Origin of the sequence: Phaeobacter sp. BS52 (assembly GCF_045040595.1) — a bacterium.
In the GTDB taxonomy this organism is placed as follows: domain Bacteria; phylum Pseudomonadota; class Alphaproteobacteria; order Rhodobacterales; family Rhodobacteraceae; genus Phaeobacter; species Phaeobacter piscinae.
Genome location: NZ_CP090662.1, coordinates 3,266,770 through 3,286,182 on the forward strand (window position 1 = coordinate 3,266,770; position 19,413 = coordinate 3,286,182).

General features: G+C 59.4%; 21 protein-coding genes and 3 pseudogenes. 12 read left to right on the plus strand and 12 right to left on the minus strand.

Annotated elements, in window-relative coordinates; all coding sequences use genetic code 11:
* Nucleotides 1–34: 34 nt before the first annotated feature.
* From L0Z65_RS15770 to L0Z65_RS15785, 4 genes are all read right to left on the minus strand, one after another.
* Complete coding sequence (locus L0Z65_RS15770) at nt 35–1,207, minus strand: lytic murein transglycosylase (RefSeq protein WP_405109113.1); 1,173 nt, start codon at nt 1,205–1,207, stop codon at nt 35–37.
* Nucleotides 1,208–1,246: 39 nt separating this feature from the next.
* Complete coding sequence (gene cbiB / locus L0Z65_RS15775) at nt 1,247–2,158, minus strand: adenosylcobinamide-phosphate synthase CbiB (RefSeq protein ID WP_102896170.1); 912 nt, start codon at nt 2,156–2,158, stop codon at nt 1,247–1,249.
* Nucleotides 2,155–3,108 carry a threonine-phosphate decarboxylase CobD gene (gene cobD, locus L0Z65_RS15780; protein ID WP_405109117.1) on the minus strand — a complete coding sequence of 318 codons (954 nt, stop codon included), beginning with the start codon at nt 3,106–3,108 and terminating at the stop codon, nt 2,155–2,157. Before cobD ends, cbiB begins: the two co-directional genes overlap by 4 nt.
* Nucleotides 3,109–3,533: 425 nt before the next feature.
* Nucleotides 3,534–4,508: a glutathione S-transferase family protein gene (locus tag L0Z65_RS15785; RefSeq protein ID WP_405109120.1), complete on the minus strand. Its 975-nt coding sequence runs from the start codon at nt 4,506–4,508 to the stop codon at nt 3,534–3,536.
* 327 nt (nt 4,509–4,835) lie between these two features.
* Between L0Z65_RS15785 and L0Z65_RS15790 the strand changes: the two are divergent.
* Nucleotides 4,836–5,199: pseudogene (locus L0Z65_RS15790) on the plus strand (hypothetical protein).
* 154 nt (nt 5,200–5,353) lie between these two features.
* Here the strand turns inward: L0Z65_RS15790 and L0Z65_RS15795 are convergent.
* Nucleotides 5,354–6,526: a MalY/PatB family protein gene (locus L0Z65_RS15795; RefSeq protein WP_405109123.1), complete on the minus strand. Its 1,173-nt coding sequence runs from the start codon at nt 6,524–6,526 to the stop codon at nt 5,354–5,356.
* A 97-nt stretch (nt 6,527–6,623) separates the two neighbouring features.
* Here L0Z65_RS15795 and def (L0Z65_RS15800) point away from each other — a divergent pair, with 97 nt between their 5' ends.
* The 5 genes from def (L0Z65_RS15800) (at nt 6,624) to L0Z65_RS15820 (ending at nt 9,440) form a co-directional block, all read left to right on the plus strand.
* Nucleotides 6,624–7,142 carry a peptide deformylase gene (def, locus tag L0Z65_RS15800; protein WP_096872729.1) on the plus strand — a complete coding sequence of 173 codons (519 nt, stop codon included), beginning with the start codon at nt 6,624–6,626 and terminating at the stop codon, nt 7,140–7,142.
* 70 nt (nt 7,143–7,212) lie between these two features.
* On the plus strand, nt 7,213–7,722 hold the full coding sequence (gene def / locus L0Z65_RS15805; RefSeq protein WP_405109127.1) for a peptide deformylase: 510 nt from the start codon (nt 7,213–7,215) through the stop codon (nt 7,720–7,722).
* Nucleotides 7,719–8,216: a peptide deformylase gene (def, locus tag L0Z65_RS15810; RefSeq protein ID WP_405109130.1), complete on the plus strand. Its 498-nt coding sequence runs from the start codon at nt 7,719–7,721 to the stop codon at nt 8,214–8,216. Before def (L0Z65_RS15805) ends, def (L0Z65_RS15810) begins: the two co-directional genes overlap by 4 nt.
* Nucleotides 8,217–8,286: 70 nt before the next feature.
* Nucleotides 8,287–9,192, plus strand: a complete 906-nt coding sequence (fmt, locus tag L0Z65_RS15815) for a methionyl-tRNA formyltransferase (RefSeq protein WP_405109133.1) — start codon at nt 8,287–8,289, stop codon at nt 9,190–9,192.
* A gap of 11 nt (nt 9,193–9,203) precedes the next feature.
* On the plus strand, nt 9,204–9,440 hold the full coding sequence (locus L0Z65_RS15820) for a hypothetical protein (RefSeq protein WP_405109136.1): 237 nt from the start codon (nt 9,204–9,206) through the stop codon (nt 9,438–9,440).
* Between the two features lie 17 nt (nt 9,441–9,457).
* Here L0Z65_RS15820 and L0Z65_RS15825 read toward each other — a convergent pair whose 3' ends face one another.
* From L0Z65_RS15825 to L0Z65_RS15855, 7 genes and pseudogenes are all read right to left on the minus strand, one after another.
* Nucleotides 9,458–10,081, minus strand: a complete 624-nt coding sequence (locus L0Z65_RS15825; protein ID WP_096872725.1) for a trimeric intracellular cation channel family protein — start codon at nt 10,079–10,081, stop codon at nt 9,458–9,460.
* Nucleotides 10,078–10,545: a ribonuclease HI gene (gene rnhA / locus L0Z65_RS15830; RefSeq protein ID WP_024095768.1), complete on the minus strand. Its 468-nt coding sequence runs from the start codon at nt 10,543–10,545 to the stop codon at nt 10,078–10,080. Before rnhA ends, L0Z65_RS15825 begins: the two co-directional genes overlap by 4 nt.
* Nucleotides 10,538–11,137 carry a class I SAM-dependent DNA methyltransferase gene (locus tag L0Z65_RS15835; protein WP_405109141.1) on the minus strand — a complete coding sequence of 200 codons (600 nt, stop codon included), beginning with the start codon at nt 11,135–11,137 and terminating at the stop codon, nt 10,538–10,540. Before L0Z65_RS15835 ends, rnhA begins: the two co-directional genes overlap by 8 nt.
* Nucleotides 11,134–11,601, minus strand: coding sequence for a DUF3429 domain-containing protein (locus tag L0Z65_RS15840; RefSeq protein ID WP_405109144.1), 468 nt, complete (start codon nt 11,599–11,601; stop codon nt 11,134–11,136). Before L0Z65_RS15840 ends, L0Z65_RS15835 begins: the two co-directional genes overlap by 4 nt.
* On the minus strand, nt 11,582–12,199 hold the full coding sequence (locus L0Z65_RS15845) for a LysE family translocator (protein ID WP_405109147.1): 618 nt from the start codon (nt 12,197–12,199) through the stop codon (nt 11,582–11,584). Before L0Z65_RS15845 ends, L0Z65_RS15840 begins: the two co-directional genes overlap by 20 nt.
* Nucleotides 12,200–12,320: 121 nt before the next feature.
* Nucleotides 12,321–13,257, minus strand: a pseudogene (ispH, locus tag L0Z65_RS15850) (4-hydroxy-3-methylbut-2-enyl diphosphate reductase).
* Nucleotides 13,258–13,456: 199 nt separating this feature from the next.
* Entirely contained in the window at nt 13,457–14,026 is a 570-nt protein-coding gene (locus L0Z65_RS15855; protein ID WP_014876066.1) for an NYN domain-containing protein, read from the minus strand.
* Nucleotides 14,027–14,165: 139 nt separating this feature from the next.
* On the opposite strand from L0Z65_RS15855, the gene folK reads away from it, so the two are divergent.
* The 6 genes and pseudogenes from folK (at nt 14,166) to acpS (ending at nt 19,392) form a co-directional block, all read left to right on the plus strand.
* Nucleotides 14,166–14,735, plus strand: a complete 570-nt coding sequence (gene folK / locus L0Z65_RS15860; RefSeq protein WP_405109151.1) for a 2-amino-4-hydroxy-6-hydroxymethyldihydropteridine diphosphokinase — start codon at nt 14,166–14,168, stop codon at nt 14,733–14,735.
* Between the two features lie 92 nt (nt 14,736–14,827).
* On the plus strand, nt 14,828–15,181 hold the full coding sequence (gene rpoZ, locus L0Z65_RS15865; protein ID WP_405109154.1) for a DNA-directed RNA polymerase subunit omega: 354 nt from the start codon (nt 14,828–14,830) through the stop codon (nt 15,179–15,181).
* Between the two features lie 40 nt (nt 15,182–15,221).
* On the plus strand, nt 15,222–17,354 hold the full coding sequence (locus L0Z65_RS15870; protein ID WP_040176031.1) for a bifunctional (p)ppGpp synthetase/guanosine-3',5'-bis(diphosphate) 3'-pyrophosphohydrolase: 2,133 nt from the start codon (nt 15,222–15,224) through the stop codon (nt 17,352–17,354).
* A 33-nt stretch (nt 17,355–17,387) separates the two neighbouring features.
* On the plus strand, nt 17,388–18,041 hold the full coding sequence (locus tag L0Z65_RS15875) for a DUF2062 domain-containing protein (RefSeq protein ID WP_040176032.1): 654 nt from the start codon (nt 17,388–17,390) through the stop codon (nt 18,039–18,041).
* Between the two features lie 99 nt (nt 18,042–18,140).
* Nucleotides 18,141–18,901: pseudogene (locus L0Z65_RS15880) on the plus strand (pyridoxine 5'-phosphate synthase).
* Between the two features lie 59 nt (nt 18,902–18,960).
* Nucleotides 18,961–19,392: a holo-ACP synthase gene (gene acpS / locus L0Z65_RS15885; protein WP_040176077.1), complete on the plus strand. Its 432-nt coding sequence runs from the start codon at nt 18,961–18,963 to the stop codon at nt 19,390–19,392.
* Nucleotides 19,393–19,413: the final 21 nt, after the last annotated feature.

Genomic DNA, 19,413 nt, shown 5'->3' on the forward strand with positions numbered 1-19,413 from the left:
GAAACCGCCCCCGGGGGCGATCTCCTCCAATAGATCAGAGACGCGCCAACAGCGCTGGTGTTGGCCAGGCGTCAGCGGGGAGGCCAAGGCGTTGTTGTTCTTTTTGGACAGCAACACGTGTCTTGGCACCCAGGATCCCGTCGACATCACCAACGTCATGACCGCGTGCCTGAAGCTTGCGCTGCAACTGTTCCATTTGTTTTGCCGCAAGGCCGGTGTCGGGGTTGCCTGCATCGTAACTCGCAGCGCCCGACAGCCGGGTCGCAAAATAGGCTGCAGTCAGCACATAGGTAAAGCTCTGGTTCCATTCGAAATAGACGTCGAAATTGGGGTAGGCGAGGAAGGCAGGCCCTTTGTGCCCCTGCGGCAAAATCAGCGCCGCCTTGGTGCCGCGCTCCGCCAGTCGACCACTGCGGGGGCGTATGCCCAATGCCTGCCAGTCAGCGACCGTCTCCTTGTGGTGGACACCACTGAGGCTCAGGTCCAGATCGGCCGGGATCGTCACCTCCTGCAACCAGGGCTCATTTGGGCGCCACCCCAAATGAGAGAGCATCTTTGCGCCGGACATCAATGCATCCGGGGCGGACGTCTTGAGGCTGACATGGCCGTCACCATCGGCATCGACCCCGTTTTCGAGAATGTCACCGGGCAGCATCTGGACCATGCCGATTTCACCGGCCCAGGCGCCGGTGGTGCGGCGCGGATCAAAGTTGTCCTGACGGAACAATTCCAGCGCGGCAAAGACCTGTGGGCGGAACAGCTCCGGCCGACGGCAATCATGGGCCAGGGTCACCAGCGCATTTAACGTGTTGAAATTTCCCTGCACGGCGCCGTAATCGGTTTCAAAGGCCCAGAACGCGAGTAAAACGCTGCGATCAATGCCGTAGGTCGTCTCTATCCTGCGGAATGTGGCGTCATATTTGCGCGACATCGCCTGACCACGGTCCAAGCGGCTCTTGGAGATCAACCGGCGCGAAAACTCGATGAAGGGTTTCTGGAACACGCCCTGCGCGCGGTCGGCCTTTAAGACTGCGGGATCTTGGCGCACGTTCTCAAAGAAACGATTGACCGTGGCGCTGTCATAGCCCCCCGTCAGCGCCTCTTCCTTCATCAGCTGAACGAAATTGCGAAACCCGCCGCCACATTGCGCATGGGCCTGAAGCGGAAGCAGAAATGAGACAAGGGCGAGAATGCTGGGGCGCAACACAGGTGGCGTGTCCTTTTTGAGAGTGCTGCCCCTTGTTAGCTACAACAGCGCGGCAATGGCAACCGTTAGCGCAAGCCCAAAGGCCCAAGAAGCCCATAGAAGATGTATGCAGCGCATGATGCTGTGGGCGCTGGCGCTTTTGGAGCCACTGGCGTTGACCCAAGCAAAGTCCTGCAGTTTCCCATCGTAGGATCGCGGACCGGCGAGTGCGATCCGCAACGCGCGCGCCATTGCGGCTTCGGGCCAGCCAGCATTCGGGGAGCGGTGGCGGCGGGCATCCTGGGCAATGTCAGGCCAGCTGCGCAATACCAGGCCAACGGTGGCGATCATCAGTGCGGACAGGCGCGCCGGGATCAGGTTCAGCAGGTCGTCCAACCTGGCCGATGCCCAGCCGAAATTTCTGTGCCGCGGCGTCTTGTAGCCAATCATGCTGTCGGCTGTATTGGTGATCTTGTAGATCATCAAACCCGGCAGGCCGCCAATCAGAAACCAGAATGCAGGGGCGACCACACCGTCGGAAAAATTCTCTGCCCCGCTTTCGATGGCGGAACGGGCAATCTGCGGCGTGGTCATGCCGGTGGTGTCGCGGCTGACAATCATCGCAACGGCCTCGCGGCCTTCTGTCAGATCAAGACGCAGTCCATCGGCGACGGCCTCGACGTGGTCGCAAAGCGACCGCTGCGCCAGCAAGATGGCGGCGATAAGGATTTGAACCAAGGGGCCGAACAGGGTCAGCAGCCAGCCAAGCCAGCCCGCTGATACAACAAGAAGCGTTATGGCCAGAACGCCACGCGCTTTGCGCTGTTTTCCGGTGTTCAATGTCTGGTCGACGAGAGACACAGCACGGCCCATCAACACCGCAGGATGAGGCAGCCGTGACCAGAGCCAACGCGGCTCCCCAAAAATGGCATCCAGCAGCAGCGCCGGTATCAACAGGGCAGCAGTGGTCACAGAGCGGCCTCAAGCCGTTCCCAACCTTCACCCGTCGGCAGACCAAGCCGCAGATAGGTTTTGGAATATGGAAAAATACGCGTCCAGATCTGAGCGGAGGCGAGCCGGGCCTGCCATGCAGCGGCATCGTCAACGTCATACAGACGAAACAGATCAGTGCCGCCGACCAGTTTCGCTCCTTTTCCGGTCACCATCTTGTCCAGACGTTTTGCGTCCTGCTGCAAGCGCGCCCGCGTGGTCTCTGCCCAGTCGGCATCTCTTAGGGCATGGGCGCCGATGCGCAGCGCCGGGCCGGAGACAGCCCACGGTCCTTGCCAGGCTGCGAGGTTGCCGATCAGGCTGGGATCACCAATGGCAAACCCCAGCCGCAGTCCCGCGAGGCCCCAGAATTTGCCAAAGCTCTTGAGGATAACAACGCCGGGGCGGTTGGCCAGATGCATCAGGCTGTCTGCGGGGCAGACATCACAGAAACTCTCATCGATGACGACCAACGGGGCCTGCACATCTTCGGCGCTCCAGCGACGGCCATCAGGATTGTTTGGATGAACCAGCACACAGGCTTCGGCGGGGCCAGCGGTGACAGTCTGCCATCCGCGCGCGGCGAAGGCTGCGGCGTGCTCATTGTAGGTTGGTGGTGTTATCTGAACCCACCGGGGGTCGGCCAAGGCCGGAATGGCGGCGATGAGAGCTGAGGCGCCGGGGGCTGCCAGAACTGCAGCCTCTTGCGGCACATTCCAGAAGTGACGCGCGGCGGTCACCAAATCAGTCATTGCCGCCTGATCGGGCAGGGCGCCCCAATCCGCGGCAGTCAGATCAGGGACAGGGTAGGGTACAGGGTTGATCCCGGTCGAGATATCGACCCAGTCGCTGGCTACACCACCAAATTCGGAAATCGCGGCGCTGAGGTTGCCGCCGTGGTCCCGTTTGGGGACCTCTGTCAGATCCAGCATGCCTGTCATCTTGGGCCTTAACAAATGAACCAGAACCGAGGGCCAGAAATATGCCGACCCAATACCGCCGTATGGAACAGCAATTGCGAGAAAGCAACCATAGCGTCTCGGGATCAACAATTCACTAATATCGGGGAGTCTCCCATAAATAAATCACGTTATACGTGTATTTCTTTATGAACACTCTGGACATCTCACACAGGCTGCAGTGGGCCAGAGACGGAACATCTATCGGGGCCCGGTTGGCGTTATTCCGCCTTGATTCGCTCTCCGGGACCGTAGGATTGGCGCCGCGTTGCGCCAGCACTTTCAGAGATTTAGAAGACAATCACGATGGGCCTGCCGAATTGTTGCTGCGCATATGGCGTACCACGAATGCCCGATCGGGGGGATTATCGCCCCCCCGTTGATGAGCGTCCTGGTGTTCAGTCGCGACCGTGTGGGGCCATCCAGTCGATACGCGGATTGGTTGGGATGATCCGATGAGGATTTATGGTGTCATGACTGTAGTGATAGTGGCGCACGATGTGATCCATCCCGACGGTGTCTGACACACCCGGCCACTGATAAAGCGCACGCGTATAAGCCCAAAGGTGCGGATAATCTATCAAGCGCCGACGGTTACATTTGAAATGCAGATGGTAGACAGGATCGAAGCGGACCAACGTGGTAAACAGCCGCCAGTCTGCCTCGGTCAGCCTGTCACCCAGAAGGAAGCGATGATCAGACAGGATGTCTTCCAGCCAGTCCAAAGTGTCAAATAGTGGGTCGATCGCGGCGTCATACGCTGCCTGTGTGGTGGCGAAACCGCATTTATAAACACCGTTGTTCAAGGTGGAATAGACCCGGCTGTTCACGGCCTCAATCGGTTCTCGCAGTTCCTCCGGCCAATAGTCGTCGTGATTGCCGGTGATCTCGTCAAAGGCGCTGTTGAACATGCGAATGATGTCGGCGCTTTCGTTTGAGACGATGGTATTTTCCTTTTTATCCCAAAGAATTGGAACCGTGACCCGGCCGGAGTATTGCGGGTCGGCGCGGGTGTATATCTGGTGCACATGGTCATATCCGAACAGGTGGTCCCCGGTGGCGCCATGGTCGTCCTTGGCAAGGCTCCAGCCCTTGTCCAGCATGTCCGGGTGGACAACGGAAACGGTGATGTGATCGGTCAGCGCTTTTAGCTGGCGAAAGATGAGTGTGCGATGCGCCCAAGGGCAGGCTAGCGAAACGTAGAGATGGTAGCGTCCGCTTGCGGCGGCAAAGCCACCCTTGCTGGATGGTCCTGCCTGTCCATCTTTGGTGACCCAATTGCGAAACTGCGCCTGCGAGCGTTTGAACGCGCCACCGGATGACGCGGTGTCGTACCATTGGTCGTGCCAGACGCCATCAATCAAGAGGCCCATCGAAAACTCCTATGCGCTGTGGATACATATTGTTCGCTGTAACCTAGGCGGCGTAGACGCCTGCGCCCATGGCCGTCGGCGCGCAGCTTCCCTGCGCCAATGCACAGCTGGCAGGTGCGCGACGTGTTGGGGGCGCTACTGGTGCTTTGCTCTCGCGCACCTAAAGTGGTGCTGCGGCCAACGCGTGGAAATGACTCAAAAAGTTCACTTGATTTTATCCTTTGTGCGTTCACACTTGTAAGGAACAGGGCAAAATGCCCACCTGCTCTGGCAGTCAGTCGCGCGGCGGCTGATGTCAGAGCGGTATCAGATCGAGAGGTCACGGCCATGACGACATTTGTTCCCCAATCGGTACAGGACGCGCTGGATGCTGCGCGGCTGGATGGTATGAAAAACAAGAGCCGCCTGCGGGTGGCTGCCGGTGATCATGTCTTTCCCGTGCTGCGCATGTGGAAAGATGGGTTTTCGGTAGAGGCGGCAGATGCGCCGCAGCTGCGCGGGCTGGTCGACCTCTACGATGGAACCCGCCACCTATCGCAGTGTCTGATCGTGGCTTCGGATGAAGAAGCGGGTGAAATGCGCTATGAGTTCAAGCGTGCGACGCCGAGCGGCGGATCAGGCTCCACTGGATTTCTACCGCGCGCCAGATGCGCCTGTTGCACTGATCGCACAGGATGACATGCGGCTGTAAGCATGGCTGGGCCTTGGCGCTGACCTGACAAACAAAATAAACCAGTGAAGTAATTCGAAAGGGGACCAGGACTACGTGATCCCCTTTTCTACTTTGCGTTTCTACGCGGCGTTTTGGTCTGACATGGGCTGGGCCTTTGCCAACCGCAACGCTGCTATTGCAGGTCGGAGAATGCGTTGCGCAGCCGTTCGCAAGCCTCTTCCACCCGTGCGCGTTGCGTGCCGAGGTTGAAGCGCAGGAAAGTGTCGCCACCAGTGCCAAAACTCGGACCGTGATTGGCGGCAATCTTGGCGCTCTGTTCTACCCGTTTGGTAAATTCCTCGCGGCTCATGCCGGTGCCAGAGAAATCGACCCAGGCGAGATAGGTCGCCTCCAGACGGGTGGAGCGTAGACCCGGGATCTCGTTCACGGCAGTATCGAAGAGCTGGCGATTGCCATCGAGGTAGGGCACCAGCTCATCCACCCAGGCGGCGCCTTCGGGAGAATAGGCTGCTGCCGTTGCCCATTGGCCAGGGGAATTCGGCGAGAGGGCCAGCGCCAGCATCCGGCGAGAGAATTGCGCACGCAGATCGGGATCCGGAATGATGACCTGCCCAGTGTGCATGCCTGCAAAGTTGAAGGTTTTGGACGGCGCGGTCAGCATGAGCAGGCGGTCAGTGATGTCCGGCGCCGCGTTCTGCATCGGGATATGTGTGGCACCATCGAAGACCAGATCGTGATGAATTTCGTCCGACAGCAGGATCAGATCGTGCCGTTTGGCAAAATCCGCAACGCCGCGCAGCTCTTCCTCGGTCCAGACACGGCCAACCGGATTATGCGGCGAGCAGAGGATGACCATTTTCTCGGTGCCGGTCATCTGTGCGTCATAAGCCGCGAAATCCATCTCATACCGTCCGTCATTGACGGCGAGTTCACATTCCACCACGTCGCGCCCGGCGTTGCGGATGACCTTGGCAAAAGCATGATAGACCGGCGTGAAGAGAACGATCCCGTCGCCCGGTTGTGTGTAGGTGTCCAAGCACATGCCGACGCCGTTCACCAAGCCTGTTGTGGTGAAAATCGCCTCCGGATCGACCGACCATCCGTGGCGGTTCTGCATCCACCAGCAGATCGCGGATTTGTAGGGGCGGTCGCAATTTACATAGCCATAGACCCCGTGGTCTGCCATCTCGCGCATCTTGTCGGTCACCACCGATGGAACTGCGAAATCCATATCCGCAACCCACATCGACAGGCCCTCGTCGCGCGGCACATTGTAGAGATCCTCCATCATGTCCCACTTGATGCAATGTGTGTTCCGGCGGTCAATGATCTTGTCAAAATCCATGTCTGAACTCCCGTTGTTCCCGGGCGAAGCTAACGGCAATCCAGCCACGCGCAAGGGGGGCGTTGCAGGACGGGCGTCAATGGCCTAAATCAGCGGCATGAAACGTCCGATCCTGATCCACCCTGATCCCCGCCTCAAGAAGGTTTGTGCAGCCGTGCCGGATATGTCCGATGTGTTGCGCACGCTGGCCGATGACATGTTGGAAACCATGTACGCTGCGCCGGGTATTGGGCTTGCTGCGCCGCAGATCGGGGTGCTGGATCGGCTGATCGTGCTCGATTGCGTCAAGGAAGAGGACGGTCCGGCGCGCCCGCTGGTCATGTTCAACCCCGAAGTCGTGGCGTCCTCGGACGAGGCGAACGTCTATGAGGAAGGGTGCCTGTCGATTCCCGACCAATACGCCGAGGTGACCCGCCCCAAGGTGGTCGAGGTCGAATGGATGGATCGTGACGGCAATGCTCAGCGGGAGACATTCGACGGGCTTTGGGCCACCTGTGTCCAGCATGAGATCGACCATCTGAATGGCAAGCTGTTCATTGACTACCTGAAACCGTTGAAGCGGCAGATGATCACCCGGAAGATGCAGAAACTGAAACGTGAGCGTGGCCGCGGCTGACAGCGCAGCGGCCCGTTATGAGGCTGAGCGTGGGTCAAGACTGAGTGTGTTCTCGGGAAAGGTGAACGAAATGGCGGTTCTCCCTATCAGGGCTTGGCCTGATCCGGTGCTGAGCACTCCGGCAAAACTGATTGCCACACCGCGAGACGTCGAAACGCTTGCCCGCGATATGCTGGAAACAATGTATGCCGCACCTGGGCGTGGGCTGGCCGCGCCACAGGTTGGCGTATTGGCACGGCTGTTCGTGATGGACACCACCTGGAAAGAAGGTGCGCGCGATCCGCTTGTCTGCATCAACCCGGACATTGTCGCGCTGTCGGAGGAGGTGGCCACAATGTCTGAGGGCTGTCTGTCGATCAAAGGTGTCAGCCTTGAAGTCACGCGCCCGGCTTGGGTCGATCTGGCCTGGAGCGATTTGCAAGGCGTCCGCCAGCAACGCCGGTTTGAGGGATTCGCCGCCGCCTGCGTGCAACATGAATATGATCACCTTGAGGGGCGCGTGACCTTTGACAGGGTGTCCTCCACGGCGCGTGCTGCTGCTGTCGCCACCTATGAAACTTGTCTGGAGACAACCCGATGACTGTGCGCCCTTGCCTGCCTTGGCCTGACAAACATCTGCGCAGCCGCGCCGAGGAGGTCAGCGAAATCACTGATGAAACGCTCGCCCTCTGGCAGGACATGATCGACACAATGGAGGCGATGCCCGGTGTTGGTCTGGCCGCCAATCAGATCGGTGTGTTGCAACGGCTTGCGGTGGTGGATGGGTCCAGCGAGCGGGGGCGGGCCGTCCGTCTGGCCAATCCTGAAATCCTGCATGCCTCGGTCGCGCTGCGTGAGCATGAGGAAGCCAGTCCGAACCTGCCCGGCGTCTCAGCCAAGATCAAACGCCCCCGTGCGGTCACTGTGCGCTACATGGATGAAACCGGTGCTATGGTTGAGCGGGATTTTGTCGGGATTGAAGCCACCAGCGTGCAACACCAGATCGATCACCTGAACGGCAAGATGTATTTCGACAAGCTGTCGAAGGTGAAGCGCGATATGTTGATCCGCAAGGCGAAGAAGCTGAGCGGCTGAAGGTCAATCGGGGTTTCCCCCAAGTTAGAGCCTGTTTCGGGCGGCCAAATTCAGAGTGAAGGGGCGACATATGCGTATTGTTTTTATGGGGACACCAGATTTCTCTGTCCCGGTGCTCAATGCGTTGGTTGAGGCGGGCCATGATATTGCTGCCGTTTATTGTCAGCCACCCCGCCCAGCAGGACGGGGCAAGAAAGACCGACCCACGCCCGTTCACGCCCGGGCGGAGGCGCTGGGGCTTGAGGTGCGCCACCCGGTCAGCCTGAAAGACGCGCAGCAGCAGGCCGAGTTTGCAGCGCTAAACGCCGATGTGGCGGTTGTGGTTGCCTATGGTTTGATCCTGCCACCGGCCGTCCTGGACGCTCCACGTCAAGGGTGCCTCAATATCCACGCAAGCCTTTTGCCGCGCTGGCGTGGGGCGGCGCCGATCCACCGTGCGATCATGGCGGGGGATGCGCAGACCGGGGTTTGTATCATGCAGATGGAGGCCGGGTTGGATACGGGGCCAGTTCTGATGCGGGAGGCGACAGATATCGGCGCAGAGGAAACCACGTCTCAGCTACATGACCGCCTGTCTGAAATGGGCGCGAACCTGATCGTGCAGGCGTTGAGACAATTGCCGGGGCTAACACCAGAGCTGCAGCCGGACGATGGTGTGACCTACGCCCACAAGATCGACAAAGCGGAGGCCCGCGTGGACTGGACACGCCCGGCGATCGAGGTTGATCAGCAGATCCGCGGGCTGTCCCCATTTCCCGGCGCCTGGTGTGAGATTGACGGCCAGCGCGTGAAACTTTTGGCGTCACGTGTTGTCGATGGTGCGGGGGCGGCGGGCAAGGTTCTGGATGACACCTTGCGGGTCGCCTGCGGTGAGGGCGCGGTTGAGCTGCAGAAGTTGCAGCGTGCGGGCAAGGGTGCGCAGGCGCGAGAGATCTTTTTGCGCGGCTTTCCTGTCATTGCTGGCACACAGCTTTAAGGGGGAAGGCGATGTTTCTAGCTCTTTTCGGCAGCGTGGTGATTGCTGGGATTGTTGGCTACCTTGCGGAGAAAACTGGCTTCACCCAGAACGGCTATCTGTCTTCGATCATCATTTGTGTGGGCGGCGCGTTTCTGTTCCATTTCGTAGTGATTATGTTCGGGATCGGATTTCGCGCGCCAGGGTGGAATGCGATTGTGGCCTCGATCGGCGCGCTGATCATTGTGCCGTTTCATTGGCGCCCCTAGGGGGCTGAGAGACGGGATCAGCTACGTGGCGGGCGCGAGCGATAGACCGGCAGATGCCAACCAAAGGTGATGGAACCTGCCCGCAGAACCCAACACACCACTGCACAGGCCACCAAGGCCCAGCGGGTCGGCAGGCCGAAGGCGATGCTGATCACGGCGGTGATCGCGCCAGCCATCGCGCAGGAAATATAAAGCTCCCCCTGCTTCAGAACCAGCGGCACCTCGTTGCAAACGACATCCCGCATGAGCCCACCCAGCGTGCCGGTTGCCATGCCCATCAGCACCACGATCACGGGGGGCTGACCTGTCAGAATGGCCGCGCCGGTACCGGCAGACACCGCCACTGCCAGAGCAAAACTGTCAAGCCAGACAACCCAGCGCAACCGGCTCTCCACCAGATGGGCGGTAAAAAACACCAGTACCGCAGCAGCGGCCGCCAGCAGGATGTTGGTGGAATCCCCGATCCAGAACACAGGATGCCGATCCAGCAGGAGATCCCGCACCGTGCCCCCACCGACAGCGGTCAGACAGGCCACGAAGGCAAAGCCAACGATATCCAGCTGCGCCCGACTGGCCACCAGCGCGCCAGAGGCGGCGAAGACCAGAACGGAGGCGTAGTCCAGAAGGGTGAGGATGGTCATGCTTTGGCTTTGCCGGGTTTGAAGGGGGCCATGCCTGCGCGCGCCAGCTCATCAGCGCGTTCGTTCTCGGGGTGGCCTGCGTGGCCCTTGACCCATTCCCAGGTGACATCATGCCGACGCTGAGCCTCGTCAAGTCGCTGCCACAGCTCGACGTTTTTCACCGGTTTCTTGGAGGCGGTTTTCCAACCGTTGCGCTTCCATCCGTGAATCCACCCGGTAACACCGTTCTTCACATATGCGGAATCGGTGACAACCGTCAGCGTGGACGGTCTCGCAAGGCTTTCGAGGGCGTTGATTGCCGCCAGCAGTTCCATCCGATTATTGGTGGTTTCGGCCTCGCCGCCGCTCAGCTCCTTTTCCTTGACGATGGTCTCGCCATCCATTGCCCGCAGCAACACACCCCAGCCACCGGGGCCGGGATTACCAGAACAGGCACCATCGGTGTAGGCGAACAGCTCAGCCATGACAGGCCACCGAAATCCAGCGTGCCATTGACCCGTCCAATCCGGCGCTTTCGCCTGTGGTGGTGTTGGTGGGTGTGAAACCGGCTGAGCGCAGCAGATCCTTCAATTCGTCGTCCTCATAATAGGTGTAGAGCCGCCCAATGGCGTCTCGGGCCTCGCCCTTACCGAGCTTCAGCGCGATGTAAAAGGGGCCACCTGATCGCAATGCCCGCCGGATGGCGCGCAGATGGCGGGGAAAGTCGGCGCGAGGTGCATGCAGCAGGCTGAAATTGGCCCAGACACCATCGTAGATGTCGATGCCGGAGAGGTCATCAAAGCTGGCGAGCTGGGTCTGAACTCCGGGGAGCTGATCCGCCAACGCGATCATTTCAGCCGAAGCATCCATCGCCAGGGGCCGCAGACCCGCGGATGCCATAACTGCGCTAGACGTGCCAGGACCACAGCCCAGATCCAACACCTGACCACCGGGTAGACAAGCGGCGATGAACTCCCCAAGACGTGGATCTCGCCGCAAGTGGATCTCATTGCGGTCTGCATACTCCGCAGCCTTGCGGTTGTAGATTTCCAGGGTCGTGCGATCCGGTTCGCTCATAGGTACACGCCTACGGCCAGGCTGGCGATCACGATAGATGTGAGCAGCAGTCGCAGTTGGATCCACCATGATGGCGTCAGGCGCCAGACGGAAAAAGCATAGTCCAGCAGCAACAGCCCGGCGAAGCCGTAGATAAGGTTGATGCCCGCACTGGTTGGGCCACCGCCTGTCATAAAGAACGCCCAGAGTGCGGGCAGCACTGACAGCGTATAGGCCGTTGTGGCCCGCATTCCCGATGTCTTGGTCGCAAACCCCCACAGCACACCGGACATGAAGCTGAGGATAACGGAGCCGTAGAACAGCTGCACATAGGGGCCGACAAACCGCGGGCCAAGATGACTGGCCCCCCAGGCCTGTAAGGACGGGAGCTGCGTCGTCAGCGCACCCCACACAAAAGGTATCACCCCGGCGAGACCCAGGATCAGCGGTGCGGGGGGATCCGGCTCATGCCCGTTCCATCGCAAGTCTTGCTGCCAAAGCGGCAAACAGACCGGCAAAGCTGCGGTTGAGCCATTTCACCACGATGTCGGATCCCAGGATCAGGTGGCGGGCTTGGGCTGCGAACAGGCCATAGAGAACAAAAACCGCAAAGGTCATCGCCATGAAGATCAGCCCAAGGATCACCATTTCCTGCGTTGCGGTCTCAGGCGTGCCCGAGAGGAAGGGGGGAAGAAGAGCCAGAAAAAATACGGAGAGCTTCGGGTTGAGAATGTTGATCATTGCCCCGCGCTTGGCAATTTTCACGCCTAGGTCTCGCGCTGTGGGCGCATTGGACAGCGACAGGGCTCCATCCGCCTTCAGCATCTGCCACGCGAGATAGAGAAGATAGAGAACGCCAGCAAACTTCACGGCTTGGAACAACAGTGCCGATGTGTGCAGAACCGCAGCCAAACCTAATGTGGCGGCCGCAAGATGGGGCAGGATGCCAACGGTGCAGCCAATTGCGGCCCAGATTGCGGCGTGCCGTCCCTGACCAAGGCCAAGCGCCAGCGTGTACAGCACCCCTGTTCCCGGTGCGAGGACAACGACAAATGCGGTGATCAGAAATTGCAGTGAAATCAATCGACCAGCTCCTTGGACAGACAATTTAGCTCTGGCCAAGGGTAATCGGCTATTGATCAGTTGCAAGGCAAAGAAACCCTGCAGACAGGTAAAGCGGCTGCAGGGGTAAAACGCGATTGCGTCAGGCGGGTTCGCGCAGAACCCGGGGAACCTTGAACTCGACCCGCTCAATTGCGGTTTCGACCAACTCAACGGTGACCTCGAACCGCTCTTTGAAGGCGTCGATCACCTCATTCACCAGCAATTCAGGGGCTGAGGCTCCGGCAGTGATGGCCACCGAGGAAATCCCTTCAAGTGCGCGCCAGTCGATGTTTTCGGCGCGCTGCACCAGCTGTGCATATTGGCAGCCAGCCTTTGCGCCGACCTCGACAAGACGGCGGGAGTTCGACGAATTGGGCGCGCCGACCACCAGCAGGGCGTCTGCTTTGGGGGCGACTTCCTTGACCGCTTCCTGACGGTTGGTGGTGGCGTAGCAGATATCTTCCTTGTGCGGCCCGACGATATTGGGGAAGCGTGCCTGCAGCGCTGCGACAATATCCTTGGTGTCATCCACTGACAGGGTCGTCTGGGTGACATAGGCCAGATTGTCGGGGTCACGTACCGCCACGGTGGCCACATCAGCTCGGCGTTTCAACCAACAGCACTTCTCCATCGGGCAGCTGCCCCATGGTGCCGATAGTCTCCGGATGGCCCTTGTGACCAATCATGATCATCTGGAGGCCGTTTTCAGCATGACGCTGGGCCTCTATGTGGACCTTTGAGACCAGCGGGCATGTCGCATCGACATAGATCATCTGGCGCCGATCAGCTTCTGCTGGGATAGACTTCGGCACACCATGGGCGGAAAAGATCACCGGTCGGTCATCGGGGCACTCGTCCAGTTCCTCGACAAAAACGGCGCCCTTATCCCGCAGCCCATCGACTACATATTTGTTGTGCACGATCTCATGGCGCACATAGACCGGCGCGCCCCATTTCTCGAGCGCCATTTCAACGATTTTGATAGCCCGGTCGACACCGGCGCAGAAACCGCGTGGTGCGGCTAGATATAGTGTCAGGGGGGCTTGATCATCGCGGTCTCCTTACGGCCCAGAGCTAGGACTTTCTGTCGGCAACGTCCAGTGCTGCACAACGGACTTGTGCTGCTGATGCGTCAAATCGCGCGCGCTGCGCAAACAAAAGCCCGCAGTCAGTGGGGAGCACTGCTGCGGGCTATGTCGGCCATGTCCGAAGCGCGTCGTCGGCACCAGATTGGTATCAGCCGCTTGCGGCCGACACCGAACGCGGATCGCTTTGTTCGCGGGGGGGGCGACCAATCACGTCCTTCAACTCTTCCAATTCGATGAAATTGTCGGCCTGGCGGCGCAACTCGTCCGAGATCATCGGTGGCTGGCTGCGAATGGTAGAGACCACGGATACCCGTACGCCCTGCCGCTGCAAACTGGCGATCAGAGGGCGAAAATCGCCATCACCGGAAAACAGCACGATATGATCGACGCGCGGTGCCAGTTCCATGGCATCGACCGTCAGTTCGATATCCATATTCCCCTTCACCTTTCGGCGGCCCATGCTGTCGGTGTATTCCTTGGCCGGTTTGGTCACCATGGTGAAGCCGTTGTAATGCAGCCAGTCCACCAAAGGCCGGATGGGAGAGTACTCATCATTTTCCAGCAGGGCTGTGTAGTAAAAGGCGCGCAGAAGTTTGCCCCGGCGCATAAATTCCTGCCTGAGCAACTTGTAATCGATGTCAAACCCCAGCGCCTTTGCGGCGGCATAAAGGTTCGAGCCATCGATGAACAGCGCAAGCCGTTCGTCCTTGTAAAACATCAAATATGTCCTTCCGGTAGGTCCGTCCCAGCAGTGAGGTTCCGTGAGTGAATGCTGAAATACGCTAAAACGGGTGGACTTAATGTAGGTTATTTGACATTTGCCGCAAGTGTGTCGGGATTAAGAAACGAGGGCAAAAATGACCGAAATCCGGTCAGAGGCGCTTATTGCCATGGGGGGAAACCTGCCTATCGGCGAGCAGTCGGTGGTCCATACCCTCATAGGGGCTGTTGAGCAGTTGTCCGAATCAGACATCCGGCTGACGGCGGTGTCGCGGTTCTATCGTACGCCTTGTTTTCCGGCCGGGTCCGGCCCCGACTATGTGAACGCGGCGATTACCATACGCACAAATCTGTCACCGCGTGCCTTACTGGATCTGTTGCATCAGGTTGAGGCAGATTTTGCCCGCCGCCGTGTGCAGCGCTGGGGGATGCGGACGCTGGATCTGGACCTGATCGCCTATGATGATCTGATCTGTCCCGATGTGGCCACCTTCGATCGTTGGAAAGATCTGCCGCTTGATCAGCAAATGCAGGAGGCGCCGGGTCAGATGCTGATACCGCACCCACGGCTTCAGGATCGCGGCTTTGTCCTCGTGCCGTTGCGGGATGTCGCACCGGATTGGCGGCACCCGATTCTCGGTCAGACGGTCGGTGAGCTCTGCGCTGCGCTGCCAATGTCGGATTTGAGTGAGATTTCCCCGGTCTGAGCGGCTAATGCGTCCCATTCGGCGCTTGTCAAGAGAAAGCTTTGGTTTTAGAAGTCACCCTTCTGGACTTATTTTGATTTGGAGAGTCGCCTATGGCCCGCGTGACGGTTGAAGACTGCGTAGACAAGGTTCCCAACCGCTTTGAGCTGGTGATGCTCGCCGCGCATCGTGCGCGTGAGATTTCGGCCGGTGCCGCGCTGACGGTTGAGCGGGACAACGACAAGAACCCTGTCGTATCCCTGCGTGAGATCGCTGACGAAACCCAAAGCGCCGACTCTCTGCGCGAGCGTCTGATCGAAAGCAACCAGACCCAGATTGAAGTGGATGAGCCGGAAGATGATTCCATGGCCCTTCTGATGGGTGCGGAAAACGACAAGCCTGCCGCCGACGACATGTCGGAAGAAAAACTGCTGCGCGCGCTGATGGAGGCGCAAGGGCAGGGTTGAGACGTCGCAAGACATAACAAGCTGAGGCTGCGGACCGGAAATGATTTCACCAGAAGACCTGATTGCTCTGGTCCGCAACTACAACCCCCGGACCAATGCGGACAGGATCGCCGATGCATATGCGTTCGGTGAGCAGATGCACGACGGGCAGTTTCGCCATTCGGGCGAACCTTATTTTACCCATCCCGTAGCAGTCGCGGCCATCCTGACCGAACAGCGGCTGGATGATGCCACCATCATCACCGCCCTGCTGCACGACACCATCGAAGATACCAAAGCGTCCTACGACGAAATCTCCACGCGGTTCGGGGATGAGGTGGCAATGCTGGTCGATGGTGTGACCAAGCTGACAAACCTGCAGCTGTCCAGCCGCGAGACCAAACAGGCCGAGAATTTCCGCAAGCTGTTTATGGCGATGTCGAAAGACCTGCGGGTCATTCTCGTCAAACTCGCGGACCGTCTGCACAATATGCGGACCATCAAGGCGATGCGCCCGGACAAACAGGCTCAAAAGGCGCGCGAGACCATGGACATCTATGCGCCGCTGGCTGGTCGCATGGGGATGCAATGGATGCGCGAGGAGCTGGAAGATCTGGCTTTTCGTGTGCTCAATCCTGAAGGGCGCCAATCGATTATCCGCCGCTTCGTCACGTTGCAGCGCGAAACCGGTGATGTGATCCACCGTATCACCGGCGACATGCGGGCGGAGCTTGAAAAGACCGGGATTGAAGCCGAAGTATTTGGCCGCGCGAAGAAACCCTATTCCATCTGGCGTAAGATGCAGGAAAAAGATCAGGGTTTTTCGCGGCTCTCTGATATCTACGGGTTCCGCATCATCACGGCGAGTGAGGAAGATTGCTACCGCGCGCTGGGAGCCATCCATCAGCGCTGGCGGGCGGTCCCTGGCCGTTTCAAAGACTATATCAGCCAGCCAAAATCCAACGGGTATCGGTCAATCCACGCGACCGTTTCCGGGCGTGATGGCAAGCGGGTCGAGGTGCAGATCCGCACCCGCCAGATGCATGATGTGGCCGAAACCGGTGTGGCGGCACATTGGTCCTATCGCGATGGTGTGAGATCCGAGAACCCCTTTGCCGTTGATCCGGCAAAATGGATTGCGTCCCTCACGGAACAGTTCGACGCGGAGGAGGATCACGATGAGTTTCTCGAAGCGGTCAAGCTGGAGATGTATTCGGATCAGGTGTTCTGCTTCACACCCAAGGGGGATGTGATCAAACTGCCCAAAGGGGCGACGCCGATTGATTATGCCTATGCAATCCACACCCGCATCGGGCATGCCTGCGTGGGGGCCAAGGTGGATGCAATCCGCGTGCCGCTCTGGACCCGTTTGCGCAATGGCCAGTCGGTTGAGATCATCACTGCTGAGGGGCAGACCCCGCAAGTGAGTTGGCTGGACATTGCGACCACCGGCAAGGCGCGCACCGCGATCCGCCGCGCCCTGCGGGAAGCGGACCGGGCCCGGTTTGTGAAACTGGGCCATGAGCTGGCGCGCTCCGCCTTTGAACATGTCGGCCGCAAGGCCACGGATAAGGCGCTTGAAACAGCGGCGCGCGCTCTCCGTGTCAGTACGGTGGATGAGTTGCTGGCCCGTCTCGGGGCAGCCGTTCTCACGGCTCATGATGTGGTTCAGGCCGTCTACCCGGAGCTGGCCGCAGACGACAGTGATGAAGTGCCTCCTCGCCGGGCAGTGATTGGTCTTGAGCCGGGGCAGAGCTTTGAGCGTGCGCCCTGTTGCCAGCCCTTGCCGGGCGAGCGGATCATTGGGATCACTTACCGGGGGCGTGGCGTTGTGGTGCATGCCGCAGATTGTGACGCGTTGGGAGAGGTGGAGGACCAGCCCGAACGCTGGGTCGACCTGCATTGGCATAGCGGAACCCACCCGGCGGTCTATGGTGTGACGCTGGAGCTGACCATCGGCAATGACGCCGGTGTGCTGGGACGCATTTGCACATTGATCGGTGAGAAAAAGGCCAATATCTCAGACCTTGAATTTGTCGATCGGAAACCAGACTTTTACCGGCTGATGATTAATGTCGAACTGCGGGATGTGGAGCAGCTGCATTCGCTGATGTTGATGCTGGAAGCCGAGAGCGATGTCGCTGCCGTTGCTCGGTTCCGCGATTTGCCGGAAAGCCGCCCAAAGCTCGGGTAGCCGTTCAGTAGGATTTGGGAAGGACGCGTATCTTTGGTATTCAGGCGCCGTGATAGACGTCCGCCTCTGCGCGCGGTTGCCGATTTTCTGTGGCCACGTGGCGGCTGGGGGCGTGCATTTCACTACGTGAAGCACCGTGTCCGCCGTCTGCCCGATTCGCCGGAGCGGATTGCCCGCGGCGTTTGGGCTGGCGTCTTCACCACATTTACCCCGTTTTACGGCATGCACTTCGTTGTGGCTGCAATCATCGCACGGCTGATGAACGGCAATATCCTAGCGGCGCTCAGCGGAACATTCTTTGGCAATCCGTTGACCTATGTGCCGATTGGCGTCGCCTCGCTGCAGACCGGACATTGGATTCTGGGAACCGAATTCGATGCCGACGTGGACAAGTCACTGGTTGGGAAATTCCTGGCGGCGGGTGATGATCTGTTTGACAATCTGATTGCGCTGGTCACCGATCGCCCGGCGGATTGGCAGGGACTGACCCTATTCTACCACGAGGTGTTTTACCCCTATCTTGTCGGCGGCGTTATTCCGGGCATCATTACGGCAACGGTTTGCTATGTTCTTAGCGTGCCGGTGATCCGGGCCTACCAGCAGCGCCGCCGTGCCAAGATCAAGGCGAAGTTCGATATTATCAAGAAACGCGCCTCTCTGGACGCTGAAAGCGACAGTGGCAGCTGAGCCGTCACGCCAAGGCATAATTTGGTGGTTTCCGGGCTTGCCCTTGCCACCGCAGCGCCTAGTCTCAGGCGAAAGGCACTCTAGTAGGAAATTGAATCCATGGCACAGACGTCCTTGCAAACTGCCGGGCTGCGGCTTGGTGTGAATATCGACCACGTGGCCACCGTGCGCAACGCGCGCGGCGGCTTGGTGCCGGATCCGGTACGGGCGGCAAAATTGGCCGAGGAGGCTAGCGCTGACGGGATCACTGCGCATCTGCGAGAGGATCGTCGCCACATCACCGATGCCGATATCGATGGGCTGATGGACGCCCTGAGCGTGCCATTGAACTTTGAGATGGCGGCAACGGAAGAGATGCAGAAAATCGCTCTGCGTCATAAACCCCATGCGGTGTGCATCGTGCCGGAAAAACGCGAAGAGCGCACCACCGAGGGGGGCTGGAAGTGGCCCGCGAGGAGAATAAGCTGGCCCACTACATTGCGCCCTTACGGGAGGCCGGGTGCCGGGTGTCAATCTTCATCGCTGCGGATCAGCGCCAGATTGAGGCCGCCCACCGCATCGGGGCCGAGGTCATTGAGCTGCACACCGGGGCCTATTGCGATGCCCACGCGGAGGGCGATTTCGCCAAACGCGACGCCGAGTTGGCCGCCCTGCGCGAGATGTCGAGCTTTGCGCATTCACTGGGGCTGGAGGTCCACGCCGGACACGGCCTGACATATGATTGTGTACAGCCTATCGCCGCTTTCCCCGAGGTGCGTGAATTGAACATCGGTCATTTCCTTATTGGCGAGTCGATCTTCAGAGGGTTGACCCCGGCCATTGCCGAAATGCGCCGCCTGATGGACGAGGCGCGAGGTTAGCACCTCCTCAGGCCACCATGGCCCTTGCCAGTGTCAGTCAGATCGCCTTTGATCGGGGGATGATCTTGGGTGTAGGCACTGACCTGGCAAATATTGAGCGTATTCAGCGCACTTTGGACCGGTTTGGCGACCGGTTCAAAAACCGTGTTTTCACAAATACCGAACAGCGCAAGGCCGAGCGGCGGATGGATGTTGCGGGCACCTATGCCAAACGCTGGGCTGCAAAGGAGGCCTGTTCCAAGGCGCTCGGCACCGGTCTGCGCATGGGGATCGCCTGGAAAGATATGGCGGTTTCCAACTTGCGCACAGGCCAGCCGGTTATGCATGTCACGGGCTGGGCCGCTGATCGGTTGGCCAGGATGACGCCGCCGGAGCACGAGGCCATCATTCATGTGACATTGACCGACGACCACCCCTGGGCGCAGGCCTTTGTGGTGATTGAGGCGCGTCCCATCGCTCGTGATCCGCTTGCGACGCCGGGCGATGCTTGACTTACCCGGATCGGCCCCGCA